Annotated in this window: 23 protein-coding genes and 1 tRNA gene; 21 read left to right on the top strand and 3 right to left on the bottom strand. The window is 74.2% G+C overall.

Annotated elements, in window-relative coordinates; translation table 11 throughout:
• Positions 1-95: 95 nt before the first annotated feature.
• The 12 genes from ACWIYF_RS15725 (at position 96) to pdxS (ending at position 9,168) form a co-directional block, all read left to right on the top strand.
• A complete protein-coding gene (locus tag ACWIYF_RS15725) occupies positions 96-485 on the top strand; it encodes a TIGR02611 family protein (RefSeq protein ID WP_448628761.1) in 390 nt (129 codons plus the stop codon).
• A 27-nt stretch (positions 486-512) separates the two neighbouring features.
• A tRNA-Val gene (locus ACWIYF_RS15720) sits at positions 513-587 on the top strand.
• A gap of 93 nt (positions 588-680) precedes the next feature.
• Positions 681-1,166: a hypothetical protein gene (locus tag ACWIYF_RS15715; protein ID WP_448623761.1), complete on the top strand. Its 486-nt coding sequence runs from the start codon at positions 681-683 to the stop codon at positions 1,164-1,166.
• A 17-nt stretch (positions 1,167-1,183) separates the two neighbouring features.
• On the top strand, positions 1,184-1,597 hold the full coding sequence (locus ACWIYF_RS15710) for an HNH endonuclease (protein ID WP_448623760.1): 414 nt from the start codon (positions 1,184-1,186) through the stop codon (positions 1,595-1,597).
• The gene (locus tag ACWIYF_RS15705) at positions 1,594-2,148 is read left to right on the top strand and encodes an MOSC N-terminal beta barrel domain-containing protein (protein WP_448623759.1); all 555 of its coding nucleotides are present in this window, start codon (positions 1,594-1,596) and stop codon (positions 2,146-2,148) included. Before ACWIYF_RS15710 ends, ACWIYF_RS15705 begins: the two co-directional genes overlap by 4 nt.
• Positions 2,149-2,231: 83 nt before the next feature.
• Positions 2,232-4,262: a threonine--tRNA ligase gene (gene thrS, locus ACWIYF_RS15700; RefSeq protein ID WP_448623758.1), complete on the top strand. Its 2,031-nt coding sequence runs from the start codon at positions 2,232-2,234 to the stop codon at positions 4,260-4,262.
• The gene (locus ACWIYF_RS15695; protein ID WP_448623757.1) at positions 4,259-4,828 is read left to right on the top strand and encodes an HIT family protein; all 570 of its coding nucleotides are present in this window, start codon (positions 4,259-4,261) and stop codon (positions 4,826-4,828) included. The genes thrS and ACWIYF_RS15695 overlap by 4 nt, the downstream gene beginning before the upstream one ends.
• A complete protein-coding gene (gene pgsA / locus ACWIYF_RS15690; RefSeq protein WP_448623756.1) occupies positions 4,829-5,476 on the top strand; it encodes a phosphatidylinositol phosphate synthase in 648 nt (215 codons plus the stop codon).
• On the top strand, positions 5,473-6,441 hold the full coding sequence (locus ACWIYF_RS15685; RefSeq protein WP_448623755.1) for a phosphatidylinositol mannoside acyltransferase: 969 nt from the start codon (positions 5,473-5,475) through the stop codon (positions 6,439-6,441). The genes pgsA and ACWIYF_RS15685 overlap by 4 nt, the downstream gene beginning before the upstream one ends.
• Entirely contained in the window at positions 6,441-7,649 is a 1,209-nt protein-coding gene (locus ACWIYF_RS15680; RefSeq protein ID WP_448623754.1) for a glycosyltransferase family 4 protein, read from the top strand. The genes ACWIYF_RS15685 and ACWIYF_RS15680 overlap by 1 nt, the downstream gene beginning before the upstream one ends.
• A gap of 11 nt (positions 7,650-7,660) precedes the next feature.
• Positions 7,661-8,212 carry a hypothetical protein gene (locus ACWIYF_RS15675; RefSeq protein WP_448623753.1) on the top strand — a complete coding sequence of 184 codons (552 nt, stop codon included), beginning with the start codon at positions 7,661-7,663 and terminating at the stop codon, positions 8,210-8,212.
• 44 nt (positions 8,213-8,256) lie between these two features.
• On the top strand, positions 8,257-9,168 hold the full coding sequence (pdxS, locus tag ACWIYF_RS15670) for a pyridoxal 5'-phosphate synthase lyase subunit PdxS (protein ID WP_448623752.1): 912 nt from the start codon (positions 8,257-8,259) through the stop codon (positions 9,166-9,168).
• 60 nt (positions 9,169-9,228) lie between these two features.
• Here the strand turns inward: pdxS and pucL are convergent, their stop codons facing one another.
• From pucL to uraD, 3 genes are read right to left on the bottom strand one after another with little or no spacing between them, the layout of a single operon-like run.
• Positions 9,229-10,125: a factor-independent urate hydroxylase gene (pucL, locus tag ACWIYF_RS15665; protein WP_448623751.1), complete on the bottom strand. Its 897-nt coding sequence runs from the start codon at positions 10,123-10,125 to the stop codon at positions 9,229-9,231.
• A gap of 6 nt (positions 10,126-10,131) precedes the next feature.
• Positions 10,132-10,464, bottom strand: a complete 333-nt coding sequence (gene uraH / locus ACWIYF_RS15660; RefSeq protein WP_448623750.1) for a hydroxyisourate hydrolase — start codon at positions 10,462-10,464, stop codon at positions 10,132-10,134.
• Positions 10,461-10,979 carry a 2-oxo-4-hydroxy-4-carboxy-5-ureidoimidazoline decarboxylase gene (gene uraD / locus ACWIYF_RS15655; RefSeq protein WP_448623749.1) on the bottom strand — a complete coding sequence of 173 codons (519 nt, stop codon included), beginning with the start codon at positions 10,977-10,979 and terminating at the stop codon, positions 10,461-10,463. Before uraD ends, uraH begins: the two co-directional genes overlap by 4 nt.
• Positions 10,980-11,175: 196 nt before the next feature.
• Between uraD and ACWIYF_RS15650 the strand changes: the two genes are divergently transcribed.
• The 9 genes from ACWIYF_RS15650 to ACWIYF_RS15610 all read left to right on the top strand — a co-directional run bounded on the left by ACWIYF_RS15650 (position 11,176) and on the right by ACWIYF_RS15610 (position 21,241).
• Positions 11,176-12,432, top strand: coding sequence for a DUF6986 family protein (locus ACWIYF_RS15650; protein ID WP_448623748.1), 1,257 nt, complete (start codon positions 11,176-11,178; stop codon positions 12,430-12,432).
• 89 nt (positions 12,433-12,521) lie between these two features.
• The gene (locus tag ACWIYF_RS15645; protein WP_448623747.1) at positions 12,522-13,340 is read left to right on the top strand and encodes a hydroxypyruvate isomerase family protein; all 819 of its coding nucleotides are present in this window, start codon (positions 12,522-12,524) and stop codon (positions 13,338-13,340) included.
• Positions 13,256-14,260: a 2-hydroxy-3-oxopropionate reductase gene (locus tag ACWIYF_RS15640; protein WP_448628760.1), complete on the top strand. Its 1,005-nt coding sequence runs from the start codon at positions 13,256-13,258 to the stop codon at positions 14,258-14,260. Before ACWIYF_RS15645 ends, ACWIYF_RS15640 begins: the two co-directional genes overlap by 85 nt.
• Before the next feature lie 37 nt (positions 14,261-14,297).
• Positions 14,298-16,094: a glyoxylate carboligase gene (gene gcl / locus ACWIYF_RS15635; protein WP_448623746.1), complete on the top strand. Its 1,797-nt coding sequence runs from the start codon at positions 14,298-14,300 to the stop codon at positions 16,092-16,094.
• Positions 16,094-17,248, top strand: a complete 1,155-nt coding sequence (locus ACWIYF_RS15630; RefSeq protein ID WP_448623745.1) for a glycerate kinase — start codon at positions 16,094-16,096, stop codon at positions 17,246-17,248. The genes gcl and ACWIYF_RS15630 overlap by 1 nt, the downstream gene beginning before the upstream one ends.
• Positions 17,245-18,579 (top strand): allantoinase AllB, encoded by a 1,335-nt coding sequence (gene allB / locus ACWIYF_RS15625; RefSeq protein ID WP_448623744.1) that lies wholly within the window; start codon positions 17,245-17,247, stop codon positions 18,577-18,579. Before ACWIYF_RS15630 ends, allB begins: the two co-directional genes overlap by 4 nt.
• Before the next feature lie 66 nt (positions 18,580-18,645).
• Positions 18,646-19,491, top strand: coding sequence for a bifunctional allantoicase/(S)-ureidoglycine aminohydrolase (locus tag ACWIYF_RS15620; protein WP_448623743.1), 846 nt, complete (start codon positions 18,646-18,648; stop codon positions 19,489-19,491).
• Between the two features lie 103 nt (positions 19,492-19,594).
• Entirely contained in the window at positions 19,595-20,260 is a 666-nt protein-coding gene (locus ACWIYF_RS15615) for a GntR family transcriptional regulator (protein ID WP_448628759.1), read from the top strand.
• Between the two features lie 216 nt (positions 20,261-20,476).
• Positions 20,477-21,241: an aspartate/glutamate racemase family protein gene (locus ACWIYF_RS15610; protein WP_448623742.1), complete on the top strand. Its 765-nt coding sequence runs from the start codon at positions 20,477-20,479 to the stop codon at positions 21,239-21,241.
• The last annotated feature ends 18 nt before the right edge of the window (positions 21,242-21,259 follow it).

Below are 21,259 nucleotides of genomic sequence, written 5' to 3'. Positions count from 1 at the left end.
CGCGGGCGCCGCAGCGCCCCGAGCCGGAGCCCCGCCGCCGACGGGAGACCGACCAGCAGCGGCGGGACCGCTACGACGCCGACGAGCACCGCAGCCTGCGCGAGCGCGTCCGGGACACCGGCTGGCGCCGGCGGCTGGGCGCCCGCCGGACCACGAACCACACCTACCGGGTGGTCGTCGGGGTCGTCGGTGGGCTCATCGTCGCGCTCGGCCTGGTCACCATCCCGCTGCCCGGGCCGGGCTGGCTGACGGTGATCGCCGGGCTGTTCGTGCTGGCCACCGAGTTCACCTGGGCCGAGCGGCTGCTCGAGTTCACGAAGAAGCACGTCAAGCGCTGGACCGACTGGGTGACGGCGCAGCCGGTCTGGGTGCGCATCCTCATCGCGGTGGCGACGGCGGCCTTCGTCTACGGCGTGCTGGTCGTCGTCCTGCACGTCACCGGGGTGCCGGGCTGGGTGCCGGGGTGGGTGCCCCTCTGGCGGTGAGGCATTGGCTACACTCGTAGCCGCTCCGGGCGATTGGCTCAGTGGTAGAGCGCTTCGTTCACACCGAAGAGGTCACTGGTTCGAACCCAGTATCGCCCACCACCGGAGGGCCGGGTCCGTCGCGGACCCGGCCCTCCGCCGTTCCGCGGGCGAAACGGGGGCGACGCCGATGCGGTCGCCCGGCACGATGTCCCGGTGATCGACCCGGACGAGGCCTCGTTCCCGCCGGGGCCCCAGGGCCCCGGCGGGCCCGATCTGTACACGCTGCTCGCCTGGGTCGAGCTCGAACTCGCACTCGGCACCGCCGTCACCGTGGACGCCGCGCACGCCGTCGTGAGCGATCTGGTCGAGCACGCCTTCGGCCGGCGGGTGTTCGAGTGGGTCGGCGAGGCGCTGGTCGCGGAGGGCCGGGATCGCGACGACCTCGCGAGGCTGCGCGCCGACGAGTTCCTGGCCCAGCGGGTCCTCGACCGGCTGCGCAGCCGCATGGCCGAGGACGACGAGGCCCCCGACCCGCCGGACACCGACTTCATCTGGACGGCGTACGGCCCCGCCGACCGGTCGGGATCCCGGTACTGCTTCCGCCGGGCGGTGCGGCAGCGGCGGCAGAACCGGCGGGAGGCGCTGCTGCGGCCGCGCCGCCCCCGGGTGGCGGGCGGCCGCGCGCGGGCGGCCCGGTAGCGGCGCACCATGGGGGAGTGCCCCAGCTCGACCGCGCCGACCGGCTGACGGCGATCGTCGAGCGGGACGGGCCCACCTGCGTCTGGTGCGGGCGCGGCTTCGCGCCGCTGGTCCGGCCCACGACCGAGCACGTCGTCCCCCGGGTGAAGGGCGGGCCGTCGCGCCTCGAGAACGAGGTCGCCGCCTGCCGCCGGTGCAACGGCGAGCGCGGCCACCGCACACCGGTGGAGTGGCTGGAGGAGTGCGAGCGCCGCGGCTGGCGGCCCGACGCGGCGCGGCTGGGCCGGGTGCTCGCCGCTCTCGAGGAGGCGATCGCCCGCGACGGCGGCCATCGGCGGGCGCGGCCCTACCTCTACGCCCAGCTGCGTCGGCTGCGCCGACGAGAATCCCCGCGCGTCGACAGGGCTGCCCGTCGTAGCGTGGCTATGTGAGCGACGTCGTCGGCACGGTGGACCAGGTGAGCGTCTACCCGGTCAAGAGCCTGGGCGGGCGCACCGTCGGCGAGGCCCGCGTCGAGCCGGGCGGCCTGGTCGGCGACCGCGCCTGGTCGGTGGTCGACGTGGAGACGGGGGAGCGGGTCACCGTCAAGGCGGCGCCCGCTCTTGCCCAGGTCGTCGCGACCGGGGACGACGAGGCCGACACGATCACGCTGACCGAGGTCCTGGGCCGCCCGGTGCGGCTGCAGCGGACCGAGGCGCCGCAGGTCGACGCCGCCGCCGTCCACCTGGTCAGCCGCGCGGCGATCGACCGTGCCGCGGGCGGCGACGTCCCCGAGGGCTGCTCGGCCGACGACCCGCGGGCCAACCTCCTGCTCGCCCTGGACGGCGACGCCGACGAGCGCGACTGGGTGGGGCGCGGCCTGCGGATCGGCGAGGTCGAGCTCGCCGTCACCCGGACGCCGAAGCACTGCCTGGGCGTCTACGCCGAGGTGCGAACTCCCGGGCGAGTTCGCCCCGGCGACCGGGTCGAACTGCTCTCCTGACCGGCCGCCCGCTCCCCGGGCACTAACCTTCTGACTGTCCTGGCCGATCGGCCAGGCCCTCCGCCGACCCCCTGGAGCTCCCCGTGTCTGCCGCACCCCTCCCCGCCGCGCTCGCCCCGATTCGGGTGCCGGCCGGGACCCCCGCGGTCGACGCGCTCAGGGAGGCCGGCGTCGGGCTCAAGGGCCCGGACGGCGCCGTCGTCGTCCGGGACCTCGCGACCGGCGACCTGAAGGACCTCGCGTGGGTCCCCGAGGCCGACGCCGAGGTCGAGCCGGTGCCCGCGGCCAGCCCCGAGGGCCGCGCGGTGATCCGGCACTCCACGGCGCACGTGCTCGCCCAGGCGGTGCAGGAGCTCTTCCCGGGCACGCGCCTGGGCATCGGCCCGCCGGTGGAGAACGGCTTCTACTACGACTTCGACCCCGAGCGGCCGTTCACGCCCGAGGACCTCGCGGCCCTCGAGAAGAAGATGACCGAGATCGTCCGGGCCGGGCAGCGCTTCTCCCGCCGGGAGATCGCCGACGCCGACGCCAAGGCCGAGCTCGCCCACGAGCCGTACAAGCTCGAGCTGATCGATCTCAAGGGCGGCGCCGGTGAGGCCGCGGAGGGGGCGTCCGTCGAGGTCGGCGGCGGCGCGCTGACGATGTACGACAACCTCGACGCGCGCTCCGGCGAGCGGGTCTGGACCGACCTGTGCCGCGGCCCGCACCTGCCCCGCACGAACAACATCCCGGCGTTCTCCCTCACGCGCAGCGCCGCCGCCTACTGGCGCGGCAGCGAGAAGAACCCGCAGCTGCAGCGCATCTACGGCACGGCGTGGGAGAGCAAGGAGGCGCACAAGGCCTACCTCGAGCAGCTGGCCGAGGCCGAGCGCCGCGACCACCGGCGCCTGGGCGCCGAGCTGGACCTGTTCAGCTTCCCCGACGAGATCGGCTCGGGCCTGGCGGTCTTCCACCCCAAGGGCGGCGTGGTCAAGCGGGAGATGGAGGACTACGTCCGCCGCCGGCACATCGAGGAGGGCTTCCTCTACGTCGGGACGCCGCACATCACCAAGGCGCACGTCTTCGAGCTGTCGGGGCACCTGCCGTACTACGCCGACACCATGTTCCCGCCGATGGAGCTGGAGAACGCGGAGTACTACCTCAAGGCCATGAACTGCCCGATGCACAACCTGATCTTCCGGTCGCGCGGGCGGTCCTACCGGGAGCTGCCGCTGCGGTTCTTCGAGTTCGGCACGGTCTACCGGTACGAGAAGTCCGGCGTCGTGCACGGCCTGGTCCGCGTGCGCGGCCTCACCCAGGACGACTCGCACAGCTACGTCACGCCCGAGCAGGCGGCCGGCGAGATCCGCCACCTGCTGTCGTTCGTGCTCGGCCTGCTGCGCGACTTCGGCCTCGACGACTACTACCTGGAGCTGTCCACCCGCGGCGACGACCCGGACAAGCAGGCCAAGTTCATCGGCTCCGACGAGCAGTGGGAGGTCGCCACCAAGGTCCTCGAGGAGGCGGCCCGCGAGACCGGGCTAGAGCTCGTGCCCGATCCGGGCGGCGCGGCGTTCTACGGCCCGAAGATCTCCGTCCAGATCCGGGACGCCATCGGCCGCACGTGGCAGATGTCGACGATCCAGTACGACTTCAACCAGCCGGCCGGCTTCGGGCTGGAGTACACCGCCGCCGACGGCTCCCACCAGCAGCCGGTGATGATCCACTCGGCGAAGTTCGGCTCGATCGAGCGGTTCTTCGGCGTGCTCACCGAGCACTACGCGGGCGCCTTCCCGGCCTGGCTGGCCCCGGTGCAGGTGGTCGGCATCCCGGTGACGGACGACCAGGTGCCCTACCTGCGCGACGTCGCCCTGAAGCTGCGCGAGCGCGGCATCCGCATCGAGATCGACGACTCCGACGACCGGATGCAGAAGAAGATCCGCACCGCCAGCAAGCAGAAGGTGCCGTTCGTGCTGATCGCCGGCGCGACCGACGCCCAAGCCGGCGCGGTCTCCTTCCGCTACCGCGACGGCAGCCAGCGCAACGGCGTGCCGATCACCGACGCCGTCGAGCAGGTCGTGAACTGGGTCGCCGCCCGGCACAACGCCGACCCGACCGCCGAGGTCCCGGAGTGACCGAGCAGGAGAACGTCGCGGTTCCCGTCGCCAACGACGACGGGGGACCGGCCTCGGTGTTCGAGCGCCTGTGGACGCCGTACCGGATGGCCTACATCCGCGGTGAGGGCAAGCCGACCGGCGACCACGACTGCCCGTTCTGCCTGATCCCGAAGATGGACGACGAGGAAGGGCTGATCGTCGCCCGCGGCCGGACGGTGTTCGCGGTGCTCAACCTCTACCCGTACAACGCCGGGCACCTGATGGTGGTCCCGTACCGGCACGTGCCGGACTACACCGACCTGACCGTCGAGGAGGTCGCCGAGCTCGGCGCGTTCACCCAGACCGCGATGCGGACCATCCGCGCGGTCAGCGGCGCTCACGGCTTCAACATCGGGATGAACCAGGGACACATCGCCGGCGCCGGCATCGCCGACCACCTGCACCAGCACGCGGTGCCGCGGTGGGGCGGGGACACCAACTTCATGCCGGTCGTCGGGCTGACCCGCGTGCTGCCGCAGGTGCTCACCGAGACCCGGGCGCTGCTGGCCGGCGCCTGGGCCGAGCACGCCGTGCAGGAGGGCTGAGTGCTCGGCATCAACGCCCGCCCGAAGGTGGCCAAGGTGCTTGCGCCGGTGGTCACCCGCCTCGCGCGCGCAGGCGTCACCCCGGACATGGTCACGATCGTCGGCACCCTCGGGTCGATCGCCGGCGCGGTGTTCCTGATCGGCACCGGCCACCTCTTCTGGGGCGCCTTCACGGTCACCCTGCTGGTGCTGCTCGACATGCTCGACGGCGCGCTGGCCCGGGCCCGGGGCGGCGGCTCGCTGTTCGGCGCGGTCCTCGACTCCACCGGTGACCGCGCCTCGGACGCGGCGATCTTCGCGGCGCTCGCCTGGTGGTTCTCGGGCAGCGGCGACAACCGGCTGCTCGTGCTGCTGGCGCTGTTCTGCCTCGTCCTCGGCGTCCTCACCTCCTACGTCAAGGCTCGCGCCGAGGGCGTGGGGCTGTCGGCCGACGTCGGGATCGTCGAGCGCACCGAGCGGCTGATCCTGGTGCTCACCGGCACCGGACTGACCGGGCTGGGCGTGCCGTACGCGCTGCACGTCGCGCTGTGGGTGCTGCTGGTCGGCAGCGCGATCACCGTCGGGCAGCGGTTCGCCGCCGTCCGCCGGGCCGGCCGCGGGACGCTGCCCGCCGGCGAGCCGGTCCCGCCGACTCCGCCGGCGCCGTGAGCGAGCCGCTTCCCGGGACGCCCGCCGTCCCCGCCCCCGGCCTGCGCGTCCGGGCGGGGGCCCGGCTCACCGACGCCGGCTTCGCCGCCGGCTGGGGCGCGGTCAAGCTGCTGCCGGAGGGCGTCGCGACCCGGGCGTTCGGCGTCGCGGCCGACTGGGCCGCACGACGGGACGGCCCCGGCACCCGTCAGCTGCGTGCCAACCTGCGCGTCGCCACCGGCGGCCGGCTCGGCGAGCGGGAGCTCGACGACCTCACCCGCCGGGCGCTGCGCTCCTACGCCCGGTACTGGTGCGAGGCCTTCCGGCTGCCCGCCATCCCCGGTGAGCGGATCGTCCGCGGCACGGAGACCCCGGGGATCGAGAACCTGGAGAAGGCCGCCGCCGGCGGCAGGGGTGTGGTCTTCGCCCTGCCGCACAGCGGGAACTGGGACGCCGCCGCGGTCTGGCTCATCGACCGGCTGGGCGGTCCGTTCATGACCGTGGCCGAGCGGCTCGAGCCCGAGTCGCTCTACCGGCGCTTCCTCGAATACCGCGAGTCGCTGGGCATGCGCGTCGTGCCGCTGACCGGCGGGCCGCGGCCCAGCGCGACCGTGCTGCGGGAATGGCTGGCCGACGGCGGCTGGGCGTGCCTGCTGGTCGACCGCGACCTCGGCGCCACCGGCGTCCCGGTCTCGCTGTTCGGCCGGCCCGCCACCATGCCGAGCGGCCCGGCCGTCCTCGCCGCGCAGACCGGCGCCGCGATCGTCCCCGCGGTCTGCCAGTTCACCGAGCACGGGTGGCGGGTCACCTTCCACCCCGCGGTCCATGTCACGGAGGGGCGGCTCAAGGACCGCGTCGCCGCGGCCATGCAGTGGGTCGCCGACGCGTTCGCCGAATCCATCGCCGCGCAGCCGGAGGACTGGCACATGCTCGGCCGGATCTGGTCCGATGTGCCTCGCGATCCCCCGAGGAGAGGGACCTCCTGATGCGTATCGGCCTGGTGTGCCCCTACCAGTGGGACGTGCCGGGCGGCGTGCAGTACCACGTGCGGGACCTGGCCGAGACGCTGCGCGGGCTCGGTCACCACGTCGAGGTGCTGACGCCGGCCGAGCACGAGGAGTCGCTCACCGACCCCTTCATCACGTTCGCCGGGCGCACCGTGCCGATCCCGTACAACGGCTCGATGGCCAGCGTGCAGTTCGGCCCGGTGTCCGCGGCGCGGGTGCGCCGGTGGCTGCGCGAGGGGCACTTCGACGTCGTCCACGTGCACGACCCGGCGCCGCCGTCGATCGGGCTGCTGGTCTGCATGATGGCCGAGGGGCCGATCGTGGCGACCTTCCACGCGGCCACGGTCCGCTCCAAGTGGCTGGCCGCGTGGGGGCCGATCGTGCGGCCGTGGCTGGAGAAGATCAGCGGCCGGATCGCGGTGTCCGACTTCGCCCGCCGCGTGCAGGTCGAGCACCTCGGCGGGGACGCGGTGATCATCCCGAACGGCGTGCACGTCGACTTCTTCGGCGGGGGCCCCCGCCTGCCCGGGTACACCCGCGGTGTCGGCGGGCCGACGATCGGGTTCCTCGGCCGCTACGACGAGCCGCGCAAGGGCCTGCCGGTGCTGCTCGAGGCGTTGCGCACCGTCGTCCGGCGGCACCCGGACGCGCGGCTGCTGGTCGCCGGCCGGGGGGACCCCGACGACCTGCAGGAGCTGATCGGCCCGGACCTGCGCCCGTACGTCTCCCTGCTCGGCGAGCTCTCCGAGGCCGACAAGGCGGCGTTCCTGCGGTCGGTGGACGTGTACTGTGCGCCGAACCTGCTGGGGGAGTCCTTCGGCGTGATCCTCATCGAGGCCCTGGCCGCCGGGGCGCCGATCGTCGCCAGCGACCTCGACGCCTTCGCGAGGGTTCTCGACGACGGCGCCGCCGGCGTGCTGGTGCGCCGCGGCGACCCGGCCGCCCTGGCGCGGGCGCTCGGTGACCTGCTCGCCGACCCGGAGCGGCGGCTGGTGCTCTCCGCCCGCGGGCGCCAGGTGGCCGCCGGCTACGACTGGTCGGTCCTGGCCCAGCGCATCCTCGCCGTCTACGAGACGGTGGCGCTGCCCGGCGGGGAGGTCACGGCGGGGGAGGACGACGACCTGCCGGCGCTGGCATCCGGGGGCGGCGAGGCGCGCCCGGCCCGGTGGATGCGCGTGCGGCGCTAGCCTGACGCCCCGTGACGACCGGGGCCTGGCTGCTGGTGCTGGCCGCCGTCGTCCTCCTGCTGCTCGCCTGGGCGGCGTGGACGCTCACCCGGCTGCGCCGGCTGCAGGCGCGCGCCGACCGCGCGTGGACGGCGCTGGACACCCAGTTGCAGCGCCGCGCCGGGCTCGCCGAGGAGCTGGCCCGCGACCACGCGGCCGCCCTCGGGCCGGGCGCCGCCGCCCGGCTGGCCGCCGCGGCGGCGGGCGCCCGCGCCCCGCAGGCGGGGGACCGGGAGCTGGCCGAGAACGCGCTCGGCCGGGAGCTGCGCGACCTGCCCGCCGACCTCGCCGTCCCGGCGGCCCTGCGGGCCGACCTGGCCGGCACCGGCGCCCGGCTGCAGCTGGCCCGCCGGTTCTACAACGACGCCGTCCGCGACACCCGCGAGCTGCGCCGGCGGCGGCTCACCCGGCTGATGCGGGTGCACGCCCGCCGGCCGCTGCCGCGGTTCTTCGACATCGATGACGCTCCCGCGGCGGGGATCGGCGGGACGGCGCCCGCCGACCGGGGTGCGCAACGGCCGTAGGATCGGGCGTTCCGAGAGTCGTCGACACCTTGAGGCAGCAACCCGTGGCAACCGACCAGACCCCCGCCCCCTCTCCCGCGACCGGCACCGAACTCGTCAAGCGCGGCATGGCCGAGCAGCTCAAGGGCGGCGTGATCATGGACGTCGTCACGCCGGAGCAGGCCAAGATCGCCGAGGACGCCGGCGCGGTCGCCGTCATGGCGCTCGAGCGGGTGCCCGCCGACATCCGTGCCCAGGGCGGGATCGCGCGGATGAGCGACCCCGACATGATCGAGGGCATCATCGGCGCCGTCTCGATCCCGGTCATGGCCAAGGCCCGCATCGGCCACTTCGTCGAGGCCCAGGTGCTGCAGGCGCTCGGCGTCGACTACATCGACGAGTCCGAGGTGCTCACCCCGGCCGACGAGGCGCACCACATCGCCAAGCACGAGTTCACCGTGCCGTTCGTCTGCGGCGCCACCGACCTCGGCGAGGCGCTGCGCCGCATCGCCGAGGGCGCGGCGATGATCCGCTCGAAGGGCGAGGCCGGCACCGGCAACGTGGTCGAGGCGACCCGGCACATGCGCGCCATCCGCGCCGGCATCAAGCGGCTGGGCACGCTGGACGAGACCGAGCTCTACGTGGCCGCCAAGGAGCTGCGTGCGCCGTACGAGGTCGTGGCCGAGGTGGCCCGGCTGGGCAAGCTGCCGGTCGTGCTGTTCACCGCCGGCGGCATCGCCACCCCGGCCGACGCGGCGATGATGATGCAGCTCGGCGCCGAGGGCGTGTTCGTCGGCTCGGGCATCTTCAAGTCCGGTGACCCGGCGCAGCGGGCCGCGGCGATCGTGCAGGCGACCACCTTCTTCGACGACCCGGCCGTGATCGCCAAGGTCTCCCGCGGTCTCGGCGAGCCGATGGTCGGGATCAACGTGTCGACGCTGCCGGAGTCCGAGCGCTACGCCACGCGCGGCTGGTGACCTCCCGGGGGCGGACGGCGACGGCCGGCCGCCCGCGGGCGAAGGTCAGGACCGCCCCGCTCACCAGCCCTGTCCGGGGTCGAAGGCGGGGCCGGGGTCGGGAGCGTCCTCCCGCCGGACGGTGCCCTCGATAAGCCCGTAGGGACGGTCGTCGGCGTGGAAGACCTCGTTGGGGTTGTCCAGCCCGAAGGGCGAGAGGTCGACCACGAAGTGGTGCTTGTTCGGCAGTGACAGGCGCACCTCGGCGATCCCCGGGACCGCGTCGAGCACCGCGCTGCCCATCTCGAACAGCGTCTGCTGCAGGGCATAGCTGTAGGAGACGGCGAAGGCCTCGCACAGGGCGTCCCGGACGCTGTCGAACGACTTCGACCAGTCGACGTCGTCGCTGGTGTGCCACCACTGCGCGGCGACCGACGTGGCCATCACCCGGTCGTTCGTCGGCTGCAGCGTCGTGTACCGGTCCTGGTAGAAGCCCCAGAACTCGGAGTCGGTCGTCTTGAGGACGGTCAGGTCGCGCAGGCCGGAGACGATCCAGGAACGGCCGTCCGCGTACGTGACGGTCGTCGTCCGGGTGTACTGCCCGGCGCGGACGAAGGCGTGCGGGTGGGGCGTGCCGCCCGCGTGGAGCCGCAGCCACGGGTAGGCCTCGATCCTGACGCGGGCGCGCGACACCTGCGGCACGTCCTCGACGAAGTGGCGGGCGAGGGCCAGGCCGAAGGACTCCGGCTGGCGCGCCTCCTCGCCGTGTTCCTTGGCGAACGCGTTGACCGTGTTCTTCACGCCGTCCGTCGTCAGCACCTTGGCGTTGTCGCCGGTGAGGTGCGTGTCCGCGAAGTCGCCGGACAGGGCGGCGCTCACGTTGTAGTCGACGATCTCGTGCGGATCGATGTCGCGGTAGATCCGGACGACGCGGGTCTCGGCCTTGCCGTACTGGTTGTGTCCCAGCTGGTGTGCCATGGGGTCTCAGCTTCCTCGGTAGGTGGAGTAGGCGAACGGGCTGAGGAGAACTGGAACGTGGTAGTGCCGTTCCTCGGTGATGCGGAAGACGATCGCGATCTCGGGGTAGAACGCCGCCGCGCCGGCGGTGTACGCGTCGGTGTCGAAGACCAGCCGGTAGACCCCGGGCTCGAGCGGCGCCGGTGCCACGCCGCTGATCCGTCCGTCGTCGTCGGTGGTGCCGCGCGCGACGGCGGTCCAGTCCGAACCCGGTGCCGAGCGCCGGTCCAGCGCGACGGGCACCCCGGCAGCGGGGGCACCGGCCACGGCGTCGAGGACGTGGGTGGACAGCGTGCTCATGAGTCCAGCAGCCTCTCGACCCGAAGCCTGGTGATCCGGGCCAGCTGGTCCACCACCTCGCGGCGCTCGGTCGCGGGGTCGTTGCCGAGGCGGCGGCGCAACTCGGACAGCATCTCCGCCGCGGACCGGCCGGCCGCGCGGATCAGGAAGACGTGCCCGAACCGCTCCTCGTACGCCCGGTTGGCCGCGACGAGCTCGTCGCGCGTGCGCTCGTCCGCGTCCGTCACCGAGGCCTGCTCCTGGCGCCACCAGCGCGCCTCGGTGCCCGGTCCGGACGCCCGGTCCCCGATCCGCGGGTGGGCGGCCAGCGCCAGGTCCAGCTGGACGTCGTCGAGCTCGCGGCAGGCGGTCTCGGCCGCGTCGAGGAGCGCGGCCCGGCTGCGGTACGGCCGGCCGGCCCGGATGCGCGCTCCCCAGACCGGACTGGCGCAGCAGGCGTGCAGTGCGGCCCGGCCGGCCTCGTCGTCGAGGGCGGACAACCGCTCGAGCGCCGCGTCGTCGGTGTCGAGCTGCATGATCGTTGCCTCTGCTCCCGCATCCTGAGAACACTGCTGGTCGGAGGAACGCGACGGCGACCGAGAGAGGCCACCGCACCGGAGGCATTTGGTATACCAGGGGTGGTGGGTATCGCGCCAGGGCCGCTCGTCTCCGGCCGGCGTCCCTCCCAGGAAAGGGACCGGCGTCCCTCCCAGGAAAGGGAGCAGTGCAGCCATGACCGGTGTGAGCATGGAACTGGCCGACCTCCTCGACGAGCGCCTGGCCACGGCCGACGAGGAGTTGCGCCGCCGCTATCCGGGCGAGCGCGGCAGCCGTCAGCCGGTGCACACGGTGTACGTGCCCGCCGACCGGTTGTCCGCCGACGTGCCGGGGGAGTGGGGGCGGGCGGCCCTCGACCAGCTGGACCGGTACGCGCCCACCGCCGGTGACCTGGCCGCCGCCACCGCGCTGCCCCCCGCCGTCGTGGGGGACGTCTACGAGCGCGTGCGGGCGAAGCTGGCCCGTGAGCCGGTCGAGGACCTGCGGATCGACTTCGAGGACGGCTTCGGGAACCGCCCCGACGACGAGGAGGACCGGGCCGCCGCCGACGTCGCCGCGGCGCTGACCGCACTGGCGCAGGGCGAGGGCCGCCCGCCGTACCTCGGGATCCGGTTCAAGAGCTTCGAGGCACCGACGCGCCGTCGCGGGCTGCGCACGCTCGACCTCGTCCTCGGCGCGCTGGTCGCGGCCGCCGGCGTCCCGGACGGCTTCCTGCTCACGCTGCCGAAGGTCACGTCCGTGGAGCAGGTGGCGGCGATGGCCGAGGTGTGCGGCCGGCTGGAGCAGGCGCACTCCCTGCCGCCGGGCCGGCTGGAGTTCGAGATCCAGGTCGAGACCCCGCAGGCGGTGCTGGCCGCCGACGGCACCGCTCCGCTGGCGCGCATGATCACCGCCGCGGCCGGACGGTGCACCGGCCTGCACTACGGCACGTTCGACTACAGCGCGGCACTGGGCATCGCCGCCGGGCACCAGAGCCTGGAGCACCCCGCGGCCGACCACGCCAAGGCCGTCATGCAGGTGGCCGCGGCCGGCACCGGGGTGCGGCTCTCGGACGGCTCCACCAACGTCGTGCCGACCGGGTCACCGGACGCCGTCGCGAGCGCGTGGCGGCTGCACGCCCGCCTGGTCACCCGGTCGCTGGAGCGCGGCTTCTACCAGGGCTGGGACATGCACCCCGGGCACCTGCCCACCCGCTACCTGGCCACCTACGCCTTCTTCCGCAGCGGGCTCGGCGACGCCGGTGCCCGCATCCGGGCCTACCTCGGCCGGCTCGAGGGGGGCGTGCTGGACGAACCCGCGACGGCGCAGGCCCTCGCCGGCGCGATCCTGCGGGGACTGGACTGCGGGGCGGTGGACGAGGAGGAGGCGGCCACCGCGACCGGCGTCGACCGCGGCCGGCTGGAGCGCCTGGCCCGGCGCTCCAGCGCATGACCGGGCCGCCTCCGCCCCGGTTGACGTTGGTATACCAAGCCGCTAGCGTTTTGCGTATACCACGGCCACCCCGAGGTGAGAGGCCGCCCATGTCGTCGCGTCGTTACGCCGTCAACCTGTCGATCCTCTTCACCGAGCTGCCGCTGCTCGAGCGCCCCGCGGCGGCTCGCGAGGCGGGATTCTCCGCGGTCGAGTTCTGGTGGCCGTTCGCCGAGGCGGTGCCCGCGGACGCCGAGATCGACGCGTTCGTCCGGTCCGTCGAGGACGCCGGCGTCTCGCTGATCGGGCTCAACTTCTTCGCCGGTGACATGCCGGGCGGCGATCGCGGGCTGGTGTCCTGGCCGAAGCGGTCGGCCGAGTTCCGGGACAACGTCGACGCCACCGTGGGCATCGGCGAGCGCCTCGGCTGCCGCGCCTTCAACGCGCTCTACGGCAACCGTGTCGAGGGGGAGACGCCGTCGGCCCAGGACGAACTCGCCGTGGAGAACCTGGCGCTGGCCGGACGGGCGACGGCCCGGATCGGTGGGACGGTCCTGGTCGAGCCGGTCAGCGGGGCGCCGCGCTATCCGCTGCTCACGGCGGCGGACGCCGTCGCCGTCATCGACCGCGTGCGCGCGGAGACCGGCGTGGCGAACCTGGGCCTGCTCTGCGACCTCTACCACCTCGACGTCAACGGCGACGACCTCGACGCCGTGATCGGCCGGTTCGCCGACCGGGTCGCCCACGTGCAGATCGCGGACGCGCCCGGCCGCCACGAGCCCGGCACGGGACACATCGACCTGGACCGGCACCTCGGCGCGCTGGCCGCCGCCGGCTACGACGGCTGGGTCGCCCTCGAGTACAAGCCCCGGACCAGCACCGCCGAGGGGCTGGACTGGCTGCCCCGAGGCCGGCGCTCGGGCGCCTGACCGGCGACACCCGCACACGACACAGGGAGCACCCCATGACCACCGTCGCGGTGATCGGACTCGGCATCATGGGCGGCCCGATGGCCGCCAACCTGCTCAAGGCCGGCTACGAGGTCGTCGGCTACAACCGCAGCCGGGACAAGGTGGACCGGCTCGTCGCCTCCGGCGGCCGCGGCGCCTCCGACGTCGCCGAGGCCGTCCGCGGCGCCGACGTCGTCCTGACGATGCTGCCCGACTCCCCGGACGTCGAGGCCGTGGTCCTGGGCGAGGGCGGGGTCCTCGACTCGGCCGCGCCCGGCACGCTGCTGATCGACGCCAGCTCCATCCGTCCCGACGTGTCGGTGCGGATCGCCGAGGCGGCGCGGGCCCGCGGGCTGCGCGCCGTCGACGCGCCCGTCTCCGGCGGCGAGGCCGGGGCCGTCGAGGGCAGCCTGTCGATCATGGTCGGCGGCGAGCCCGACGACTTCGCGGCCGCGCTGCCGGTGCTGGAGGCGGTCGGCTCGACCGTCGTCCACGTCGGCCCGTCGGGTTCCGGCCAGACGGTGAAGGCCGCCAACCAGCTGATCGTGGCCGGCACCATCGAGCTCGTCGCCGAGGCACTGGTCTTCCTCGAGGCCTACGGCGTCGACACCGGTGCCGCGATCAAGGTCCTGGCCGGCGGGCTGGCGGGCAACCGGATCCTGGACCGCAAGGCCGCCGGCATGGTGGCCCGCGAGTTCACCCCTGGCTTCCGGGTCGACCTGCACCACAAGGACATGGGCATCGTCACGGGCGCGGCCCGGGAGGCGGGTGTCGCGATCCCGGTCGGCGCCCTCGTGGCCCAGCTGATGGGGGCCCTGCGCGCCCAGGGACACGGGTCCCTCGACCACTCCGCCCTGCTGCTCCAGGTCGAGCAGCTCTCCGGTCGCAGCCGCGGCTGACACCCGTCCATTCCTCCCGAGCAGACAGGAGACAGCCATGCCCCGGATGCGGGCGATCCAGGCCGCCGTGCAGATCCTCGAGCGGGAGGGCGTCACCCGCGCCTTCGGCCTGCCCGGCGCGGCCATCAACCCGTTCTACGGCGCGCTGCGCGACAGCGGGATCCAGCACGTGCTGGCCCGCCACGTCGAGGCGGCGTCGCACATGGCGGAGGGGTACACCCGGGCCGCCGCCGGCAACATCGGCGTCTGCGTCGGCACCTCGGGGCCGGCGGGCACGGACATGGTCACCGGCCTGTACTCGGCGTCGGCCGACTCCATCCCGATCCTGTGCATCACCGGGCAGGCGCCGGTCGCGCGCCTGCACAAGGAGGACTTCCAGGCGGTCGACATCGCCGCGATCGCCAAGCCGGTGACCAAGATGGCGACGACCGTGCTGGAGCCGGCCCAGGTGCCCGGCACCTTCCAGCAGGCGTTCCACCTCATGCGGTCCGGCCGGCCGGGACCCGTGCTCGTCGACCTGCCCTTCGACGTGCAGATGGCCGAGATCGAGTTCGACATCGACACCTACGAGCCGCTCCCGGTCTACAAGCCCCGGGCCACCCGCGCGCAGGTCGACAAGGCGCTGGACATGATGGCCGCCGCCGAGCGGCCGCTGATCGTGGCCGGTGGCGGGGTCATCAACGCCGACGCGGCGGACCTGCTCGTCGAGTTCGCCGAGACGCTCGGCGTGCCGGTGATCCCGACCCTGATGGGCTGGGGCGCCATCCCGGACGACCACCCGCTGATGGCCGGCATGGTCGGCCTGCAGACGGCGCACCGCTACGGCAACGCGACGCTGCTCGAGTCCGACTTCGTCCTCGGCCTCGGCAACCGCTGGGCCAACCGGCACACCGGCGGGCTGGACACCTACCGGAAGGGGCGGCGCTTCGTCCACGTCGACGTGGAGCCCACGCAGATCGGCCGGGTCTTCGCGCCCGACCTCGGCATCGTGTCCGATGCCAAGGCCGCGCTGGAGCTGTTCCTGGAGGTGGCGCGCGAGCGGCGCGCGGCCGGCCGGGTGCCCGACCGGAGCGGCTGGGTGCGGGACTGCCGGGAGCGCAAGCGGGATCTGCTGCGCATGACGCACTTCGAGACCACGCCGATCAAGCCGCAGCGGGTCTACGAGGAGATGAACCGGGCCTTCGGGCGGGACACCCGCTACGTCAGCACGATCGGCCTGTCCCAGATCGCCGGCGGGCAGTTCCTGCACGTCTTCCGTCCGCGGCACTGGATCAACTGCGGGCAGGCCGGTCCGCTGGGCTGGACGCTCCCGGCGGCGCTGGGCGTCTGCGTCGCCGACCCCGGGGCCACCGTGGTGGCGCTGTCGGGCGACTACGACTTCCAGTTCATGATCGAGGAGCTCGCCGTCGGCGCCCAGTTCCAGCTGCCCTACATCCACGTGCTGGTCAACAACTCCTACCTGGGCCTGATCCGGCAGGCCCAGCGGGCCTTCGACATGGACTTCTGCGTGCAGCTGGGCTTCGAGAACCAGAACTCGCCGGAGATGCAGGGCTACGGCGTCGACCACGTCAAGGTGGCCGAGGGCATGGGGTGCAAGGCGATCCGCGTGCGCGACCCGGAGGAGATCCTCCCGGCGTTCGAGGAGGCCAAGAAGCTCATGGCGCAGCACCGGGTGCCCGTGGTCGTGGAGATCATCCTGGAGCGGGTCACCAACATCTCGATGGGCACCGAGATCGACGGCGTCGTCGAGTTCGAGGAGCTCGCCGCGACCCGCGAGCTGGCGCCGACGGCGATCGGCGGGCTCGACCTCGACCACATGCAGTACCTGGACTGATGACCGGACGCGTCGTCGTCGCCCCCGACAAGTTCAAGGGCAGCCTCGGGGCGGCCGGGGTGGCCGCCCGAGTGGCCGCCGGCCTGCGCGCGGTGGTGCCGGACCTCGACGTCCGGCAGATCCCGGTCGCCGACGGTGGGGAGGGGACGCTCGACGCGGCCGAGGCGGCGGGGTTCCGGCGGGTACCGGTGCGCGTGGCCGGCCCGACCGGCGACCCCCTGGACGGCGCACTGGCCGTCCGCGGCGCGACCGCGGTGGTGGAGATGGCGGCGGTCTCCGGCCTGGCCGTGCTGCCGGGCGGGCGGCCCGCGGCGCTCGCGGCGACCAGCCTCGGCACGGGCCGGCTCGTCCGCGCCGCGCTCGATCTCGGCTGCCGCGAGGTCGTGATCGGGGTCGGCGGCAGTGCGTCCACCGACGGCGGCGCGGGGCTGCTCGTCGGCCTCGGCGCCCGCCTGCTCGATGCCGCCGGTGCCGAGCTCCCCCTGGGCGGCGGCGCGCTCACCCGTCTCGCGCGCGTCGACCTCGCCGGCCTCGACGTCCGGCTGCCCGGCGTCCGGGTGGTGCTCGCCACCGACGTCGACAACCCCCTGCTGGGACCGCAGGGCGCCGCGGCCGTCTACGGGCCGCAGAAGGGCGCGACGCCGGCCGACGTCGAGGTGCTGGAGGCCGGGCTGACCCGGTGGGTCGCCGCACTCGGGGCGGCCCTCGGCCGGCGAGCCGTCCTCGCGGCCGAGGAGCCCGGTGCCGGCGCGGCCGGCGGTGTGGGCTACGCCTGCCTGGCCGCGCTGGGTGCAGAGCGCCGGCCGGGCATCGACGTCGTCCTCGGGCTGACCTCCTTCGCGGACGCGCTGCCCGGGGCGCGCTTCGTGATCACGGGGGAGGGGTCGCTCGACGCGCAGACGCGTCACGGCAAGGCGCCGGCCGGCGTCGCCGCGACGGCACGGGCGGCCGGGATCCCGGTCGTGGCCGTGGCCGGGCGCTGCCTGCTCGGGGGAGCGGAGCTGCGCGCGGCGGGGATCGACGCGGCCTACGCGCTCACCGACCTCGAGACCGACGTCCGCCGGTGCATGGCGCAGGCCGGTCCGCTGCTCGAGCGGCTCGGGGAGCGCATCGCGCACGACCGGCTCGGCGTCTCCGTGGCGGGTGTGCTGTGAGCGGCTGGGACCTCGTCGTCCGCGCGCCCCGGGCCGTCACCGGGCGCGGGGAGGAGGCGGTGTGCGTCGGCGTGCGGGACGGGCGCATCGGCGCCGTCGTCCCGCTGGGCGAGCGGCTGGACGGGGCCGACGTCCTCGACCTCGGGCCCGGCGAGGTGCTGCTGCCCGGGCTGGTGGACACCCACGTGCACGTCAACGAGCCCGGCCGCACCGAGTGGGAGGGCTTCGAGACGGCCACCCGCGCCGCGGCCGCCGGCGGCGTCACCACGATCGTCGACATGCCGCTCAACAGCGTCCCGCCCACGGTGGACGTCGCCGCGCTCGACACGAAGAAGAAGGCCGCCGACGGCAGGTGCGCCGTCGACGTCGGCTTCTGGGGCGGCGCGGTCCCGGGCAACCTGCCCCAGCTGCGCGCCCTGCAGGAGGCCGGCGTCTTCGGCTTCAAGTGCTTCCTGCTCGACTCCGGGGTCGAGGAGTTCCCGCCGCTGTCGGCCGACGAGCTGGAGACCTACCTGCACGAGGTGGCCTCCTTCGGCGGGCTGATGATCGTCCACGCCGAGGACGCCGACGAGATCGTGCACGCACCGCACGGCGGCGGGGGGCGGTACGCCGACTTCCTCCGCTCCCGCCCGGACGTCGCCGAGACCCGCGCCGTCGAGACGGTGCTCGGGGCCGCGCGCCGCACCGGCGCCCGCACCCACGTGCTGCACCTGTCGAGCGCCGCCGCCCTGCCGGCGCTGCGCGCCGCGCGCGCCGAGGGCGTGGCCGTCACCGTCGAGACCTGCCCGCACTACCTGTCCTTCGCCGCCGAGGCGATCGGGGAGGGCGCCACGCAGTTCAAGTGCTGCCCGCCGATCCGTGGCGAGGCCAACCGCGACGCGCTGTGGCGGGCGCTCGCCGCCGGGGACATCGACTGCGTCGTGTCCGACCACTCGCCGAGCACCCCCGAGCTCAAGCGGTTCGACTCCGGTGACTTCGCGCTCGCCTGGGGCGGGGTCAGCTCGCTGCAGCTCGGCCTGCCGGCCGTCTGGACCGGGGCCCGGGCGCGGGGGCACTCCCTGGCCGACGTCGTCCGGTGGATGGGCGAGGGGCCGGCCCGGGTGGCGGGGCTGCGGACCAAGGGACGGCTGGCGGTGGGCTATGACGCCGACTTCTGCGTCTTCGCGCCGGAGGAGTCCTTCGTCGTCGACCCCGCGCGCCTGCACCACCGCCATCCGGTGACGCCCTACGCGGGACGGCGGCTCGACGGCGTCGTCCGGGGGACGTGGCTGCGCGGCCGTCGCGTGGACGACGAGCCGCGGGGCCGGTTCCTGGTCCGGGGCCTCTCCTAGGCGATGGCATGAGCGACACCACCACCGAGCCGCGTCGAGCGGCTCCTCGCGGGAAGGGCGACGAGCGTGACAGCGACGGAGAAGAGGCCGCCGTACTACGCGCCGCGCGGCGGGCTGCCCGGCCAGCACGAGCTCACCACCAACCGGGCGATGTTCACCGAGGCCTACGCGGTGCTGCCGAAGGGGACGATGACCGACATCGTCACGAGCAACCTGCCGTTCTGGGACGGCACCCGGCTGTGGGTGATCGCGCGGCCCCTGTCCGGGTTCGCGGAGACGTTCTCGCAGTACATCGTCGAGGTCTCCCCAGGGGGTGGCAGTGACCGCCCGGAGACCGATCCTGCCGCCGAGGCGGTGCTGTTCGTCGTCGAGGGGGCGCTCCGGCTGACGATCGGCGAGCGGGTGCACCGGCTGGAGCCGGGTGGCTACGCGTTCCTCCCGCCGGCCACGGACTGGACGCTGCAGAACGATGAGCAGGCGCCGGCCCGCTTCCACTGGATCCGCAAGGCCTACCAGCGCGTCGACGGCGTCGAGGTGCCCGAGGCGTTCGTGACCGACGAGCGGGAGATCGAGCCGCTGCCGATGCCCGGGACCGACGGCGCGTGGACGACGACCCGCTTCGTCGACCAGGCCGACGTGCGGCACGACATGCACGTCAACATCGTCACCTTCCAGCCCGGCGGCGTGATCCCGTTCCCGGAGACGCACGTCATGGAGCACGGGCTCTACGTCCTCGAGGGCAAGGCCGTGTACCTGCTCAACCAGGACTGGGTCGAGGTCGAGGCCGGCGATTTCATGTGGCTGCGCGCGTTCTGCCCGCAGGCCTGCTACGCCGGCGGCCCGGGACGGTTCCGGTACCTGCTCTACAAGGACGTCAACCGGCACGCCGTACTCAGCCGGCAACTGCTCTGACCCGGGTCCTCCCAGGGAGAACGCGATGTACCCCGATCGGGCCAGTCACCCCGACCCCGCCGGACGCGCGGCGCCGATGCGGGGGACGATCTCCGGCGTGAGCATGCCTGCCGGGTCCCTGCCGGGGTCGGCGACCCCGGCGGAGAGCCTGCCGCTGCGCGACGTCGTCCGCGAGAAGATCCGGACGCGCATCGCCGAGGGGATCTGGGTGCCGGGCTTCCGTCTCGTGGAACGGGACCTGGCCGAGGAGTTCGAGGTCTCGCGGGTGCCCGTCCGCGAGGCGTTGCGTGCCCTGGAGAGCGAGGGCTTCGTCGAACTGCTGCCACGGCGGGGCGCGGTGGTCCGCGACCTCACGCGCGCGGTGGTCGCGGACCTGTTCGACATCCGGCAGGTGCTCGAGGGGCTGGCCGCACGGCTGGTCGCCGAGCGCGTCGACGAGGAAGGCCTGGCCCGGCTCGCCGCCGTCGTCGAGGACGGGCGGCGTGCGGTCGAGGCGGGCGACCACTCGTGGGCGGGGACGGCGAACACCGCCTTCCACGAGACCCTGCTCGACCTCACCGGCAACCCGTCGCTGCGCGCGGTGCTGGAGCCGGTGACCGGCCGGCTGCGGTGGCTGTTCCGCCAGACGACTGACCACACCCGGGTCCAGGCGGAGCACGAGCAGCTGCACGCCGCACTCGTGATGGGCGACGCCGAGCTCGCCGCGGCCGTCGCCGTGGCGCACGTCCGGGCCAGCCGGCACATGGTGCTCGACGCGATGCCGGACTGAGCCCGTCCCTCCCGGCAGAGACCGCATCGGTATACCACCGGCGCTCGATCGCGCCTCCGGGTCACCGAGAGCCGCCTCACGCGACCATGGCCTGAGTCTTGGTATACCAAATCCTTGACTGCGGTGTGCGGGCGCCCTACTGTGCCGGTGTGGCCCAGTTCACACCCGCGACCGGGTGGACGGGCCCCGCCCGATCCTCTGAGGCGAGGAGGCGCCATGGCCGACACCGACCCGGACGCGCGGATGCGCATCCTCCTCGTCAACGTCAACACGAGCGCGTCCGTGACCGACACGGTGGCGGCCGCGGCCCGGAGGGTCGTGGCGCCGACGACCGAGATCGTCGGCGTCACTCCCCGCTTCGGTCCCGAGGCGGTGGAGGGCCAGATCGACAGCCACCTCGCCGCCGTCGCCGTGCTGGACGCGGTGGCCTCGTTCGACCGGCCCTTCGATGCGGTCGTGCAGGCGGGGTTCGGCGAGCACGGCCGCGAGGCCCTGCAGGAGCTGGTCGACGTGCCGGTCGTGGACATCACCGAGGCCGCCGCCCAGACCGCCTGCCTCCTCGGCCGCCGCTTCGGGGTGGTCACGACCCTCCCGCGGGCGATCCCGCTGATCGAGGACCGGCTGCGGCTGGCCGGCCTCGATGTCCGCTGCGCCGGCGTCCGGGCGAGCGGGGTCTCGGTGGGGCAGCTCGAGCAGGACTCCCGCTCGGCGGTTCCCGCGATCGCCGCTCAGGCCGGGCGGTCGGTCGAGGAGGACGGCGCCGAGGTCGTGTGCCTCGGCTGCGCGGGCATGGCCGGTCTGGGCCCCGCGGTCGGGGCGGCCGCCGCCGCCCCCGTCGTGGACGGCGTCCCGGCCGCCGCCCTGCTCGCCGAGGGGCTCGTACGGCAGGGCCTGCGCACCAGCACGGCCGGCCCCTACGCCGCTCCGCGCGTCAAGGACTTCGGAGGCTGGCCGCTCGGCCGCCTGTCCACCGTTCGCTGAACACGTCCCGCGTCACCA

Source organism: Geodermatophilus sp. URMC 64 (assembly GCF_053502555.1).
Note: the sequence above shows the minus strand (reverse complement) of the source record. Positions and strands in the feature narration are given on the sequence as shown.

Excerpts from the sequence above, each read along its gene's own strand:
- ACWIYF_RS15610 (WP_448623742.1), top strand. The coding sequence starts at position 20,477 with ATGGCCGACACCGACCCGGACGCGCGGATGCGCATCCTCCTCGTCAAC.
- pucL (WP_448623751.1), bottom strand. The coding sequence starts at position 10,125 with ATGGCACACCAGCTGGGACACAACCAGTACGGCAAGGCCGAGACCCGC.
- ACWIYF_RS15645 (WP_448623747.1), top strand. The coding sequence starts at position 12,522 with ATGTCGTCGCGTCGTTACGCCGTCAACCTGTCGATCCTCTTCACCGAG.
- uraD (WP_448623749.1), bottom strand. The coding sequence starts at position 10,979 with ATGCAGCTCGACACCGACGACGCGGCGCTCGAGCGGTTGTCCGCCCTC.
- ACWIYF_RS15650 (WP_448623748.1), top strand. The coding sequence starts at position 11,176 with ATGACCGGTGTGAGCATGGAACTGGCCGACCTCCTCGACGAGCGCCTG.
- ACWIYF_RS15630 (WP_448623745.1), top strand. The coding sequence starts at position 16,094 with ATGACCGGACGCGTCGTCGTCGCCCCCGACAAGTTCAAGGGCAGCCTC.
- uraH (WP_448623750.1), bottom strand. The coding sequence starts at position 10,464 with ATGAGCACGCTGTCCACCCACGTCCTCGACGCCGTGGCCGGTGCCCCC.
- ACWIYF_RS15680 (WP_448623754.1), top strand. The coding sequence starts at position 6,441 with ATGCGTATCGGCCTGGTGTGCCCCTACCAGTGGGACGTGCCGGGCGGC.
- gcl (WP_448623746.1), top strand. The coding sequence starts at position 14,298 with ATGCCCCGGATGCGGGCGATCCAGGCCGCCGTGCAGATCCTCGAGCGG.
- ACWIYF_RS15615 (WP_448628759.1), top strand. The coding sequence starts at position 19,595 with ATGCCTGCCGGGTCCCTGCCGGGGTCGGCGACCCCGGCGGAGAGCCTG.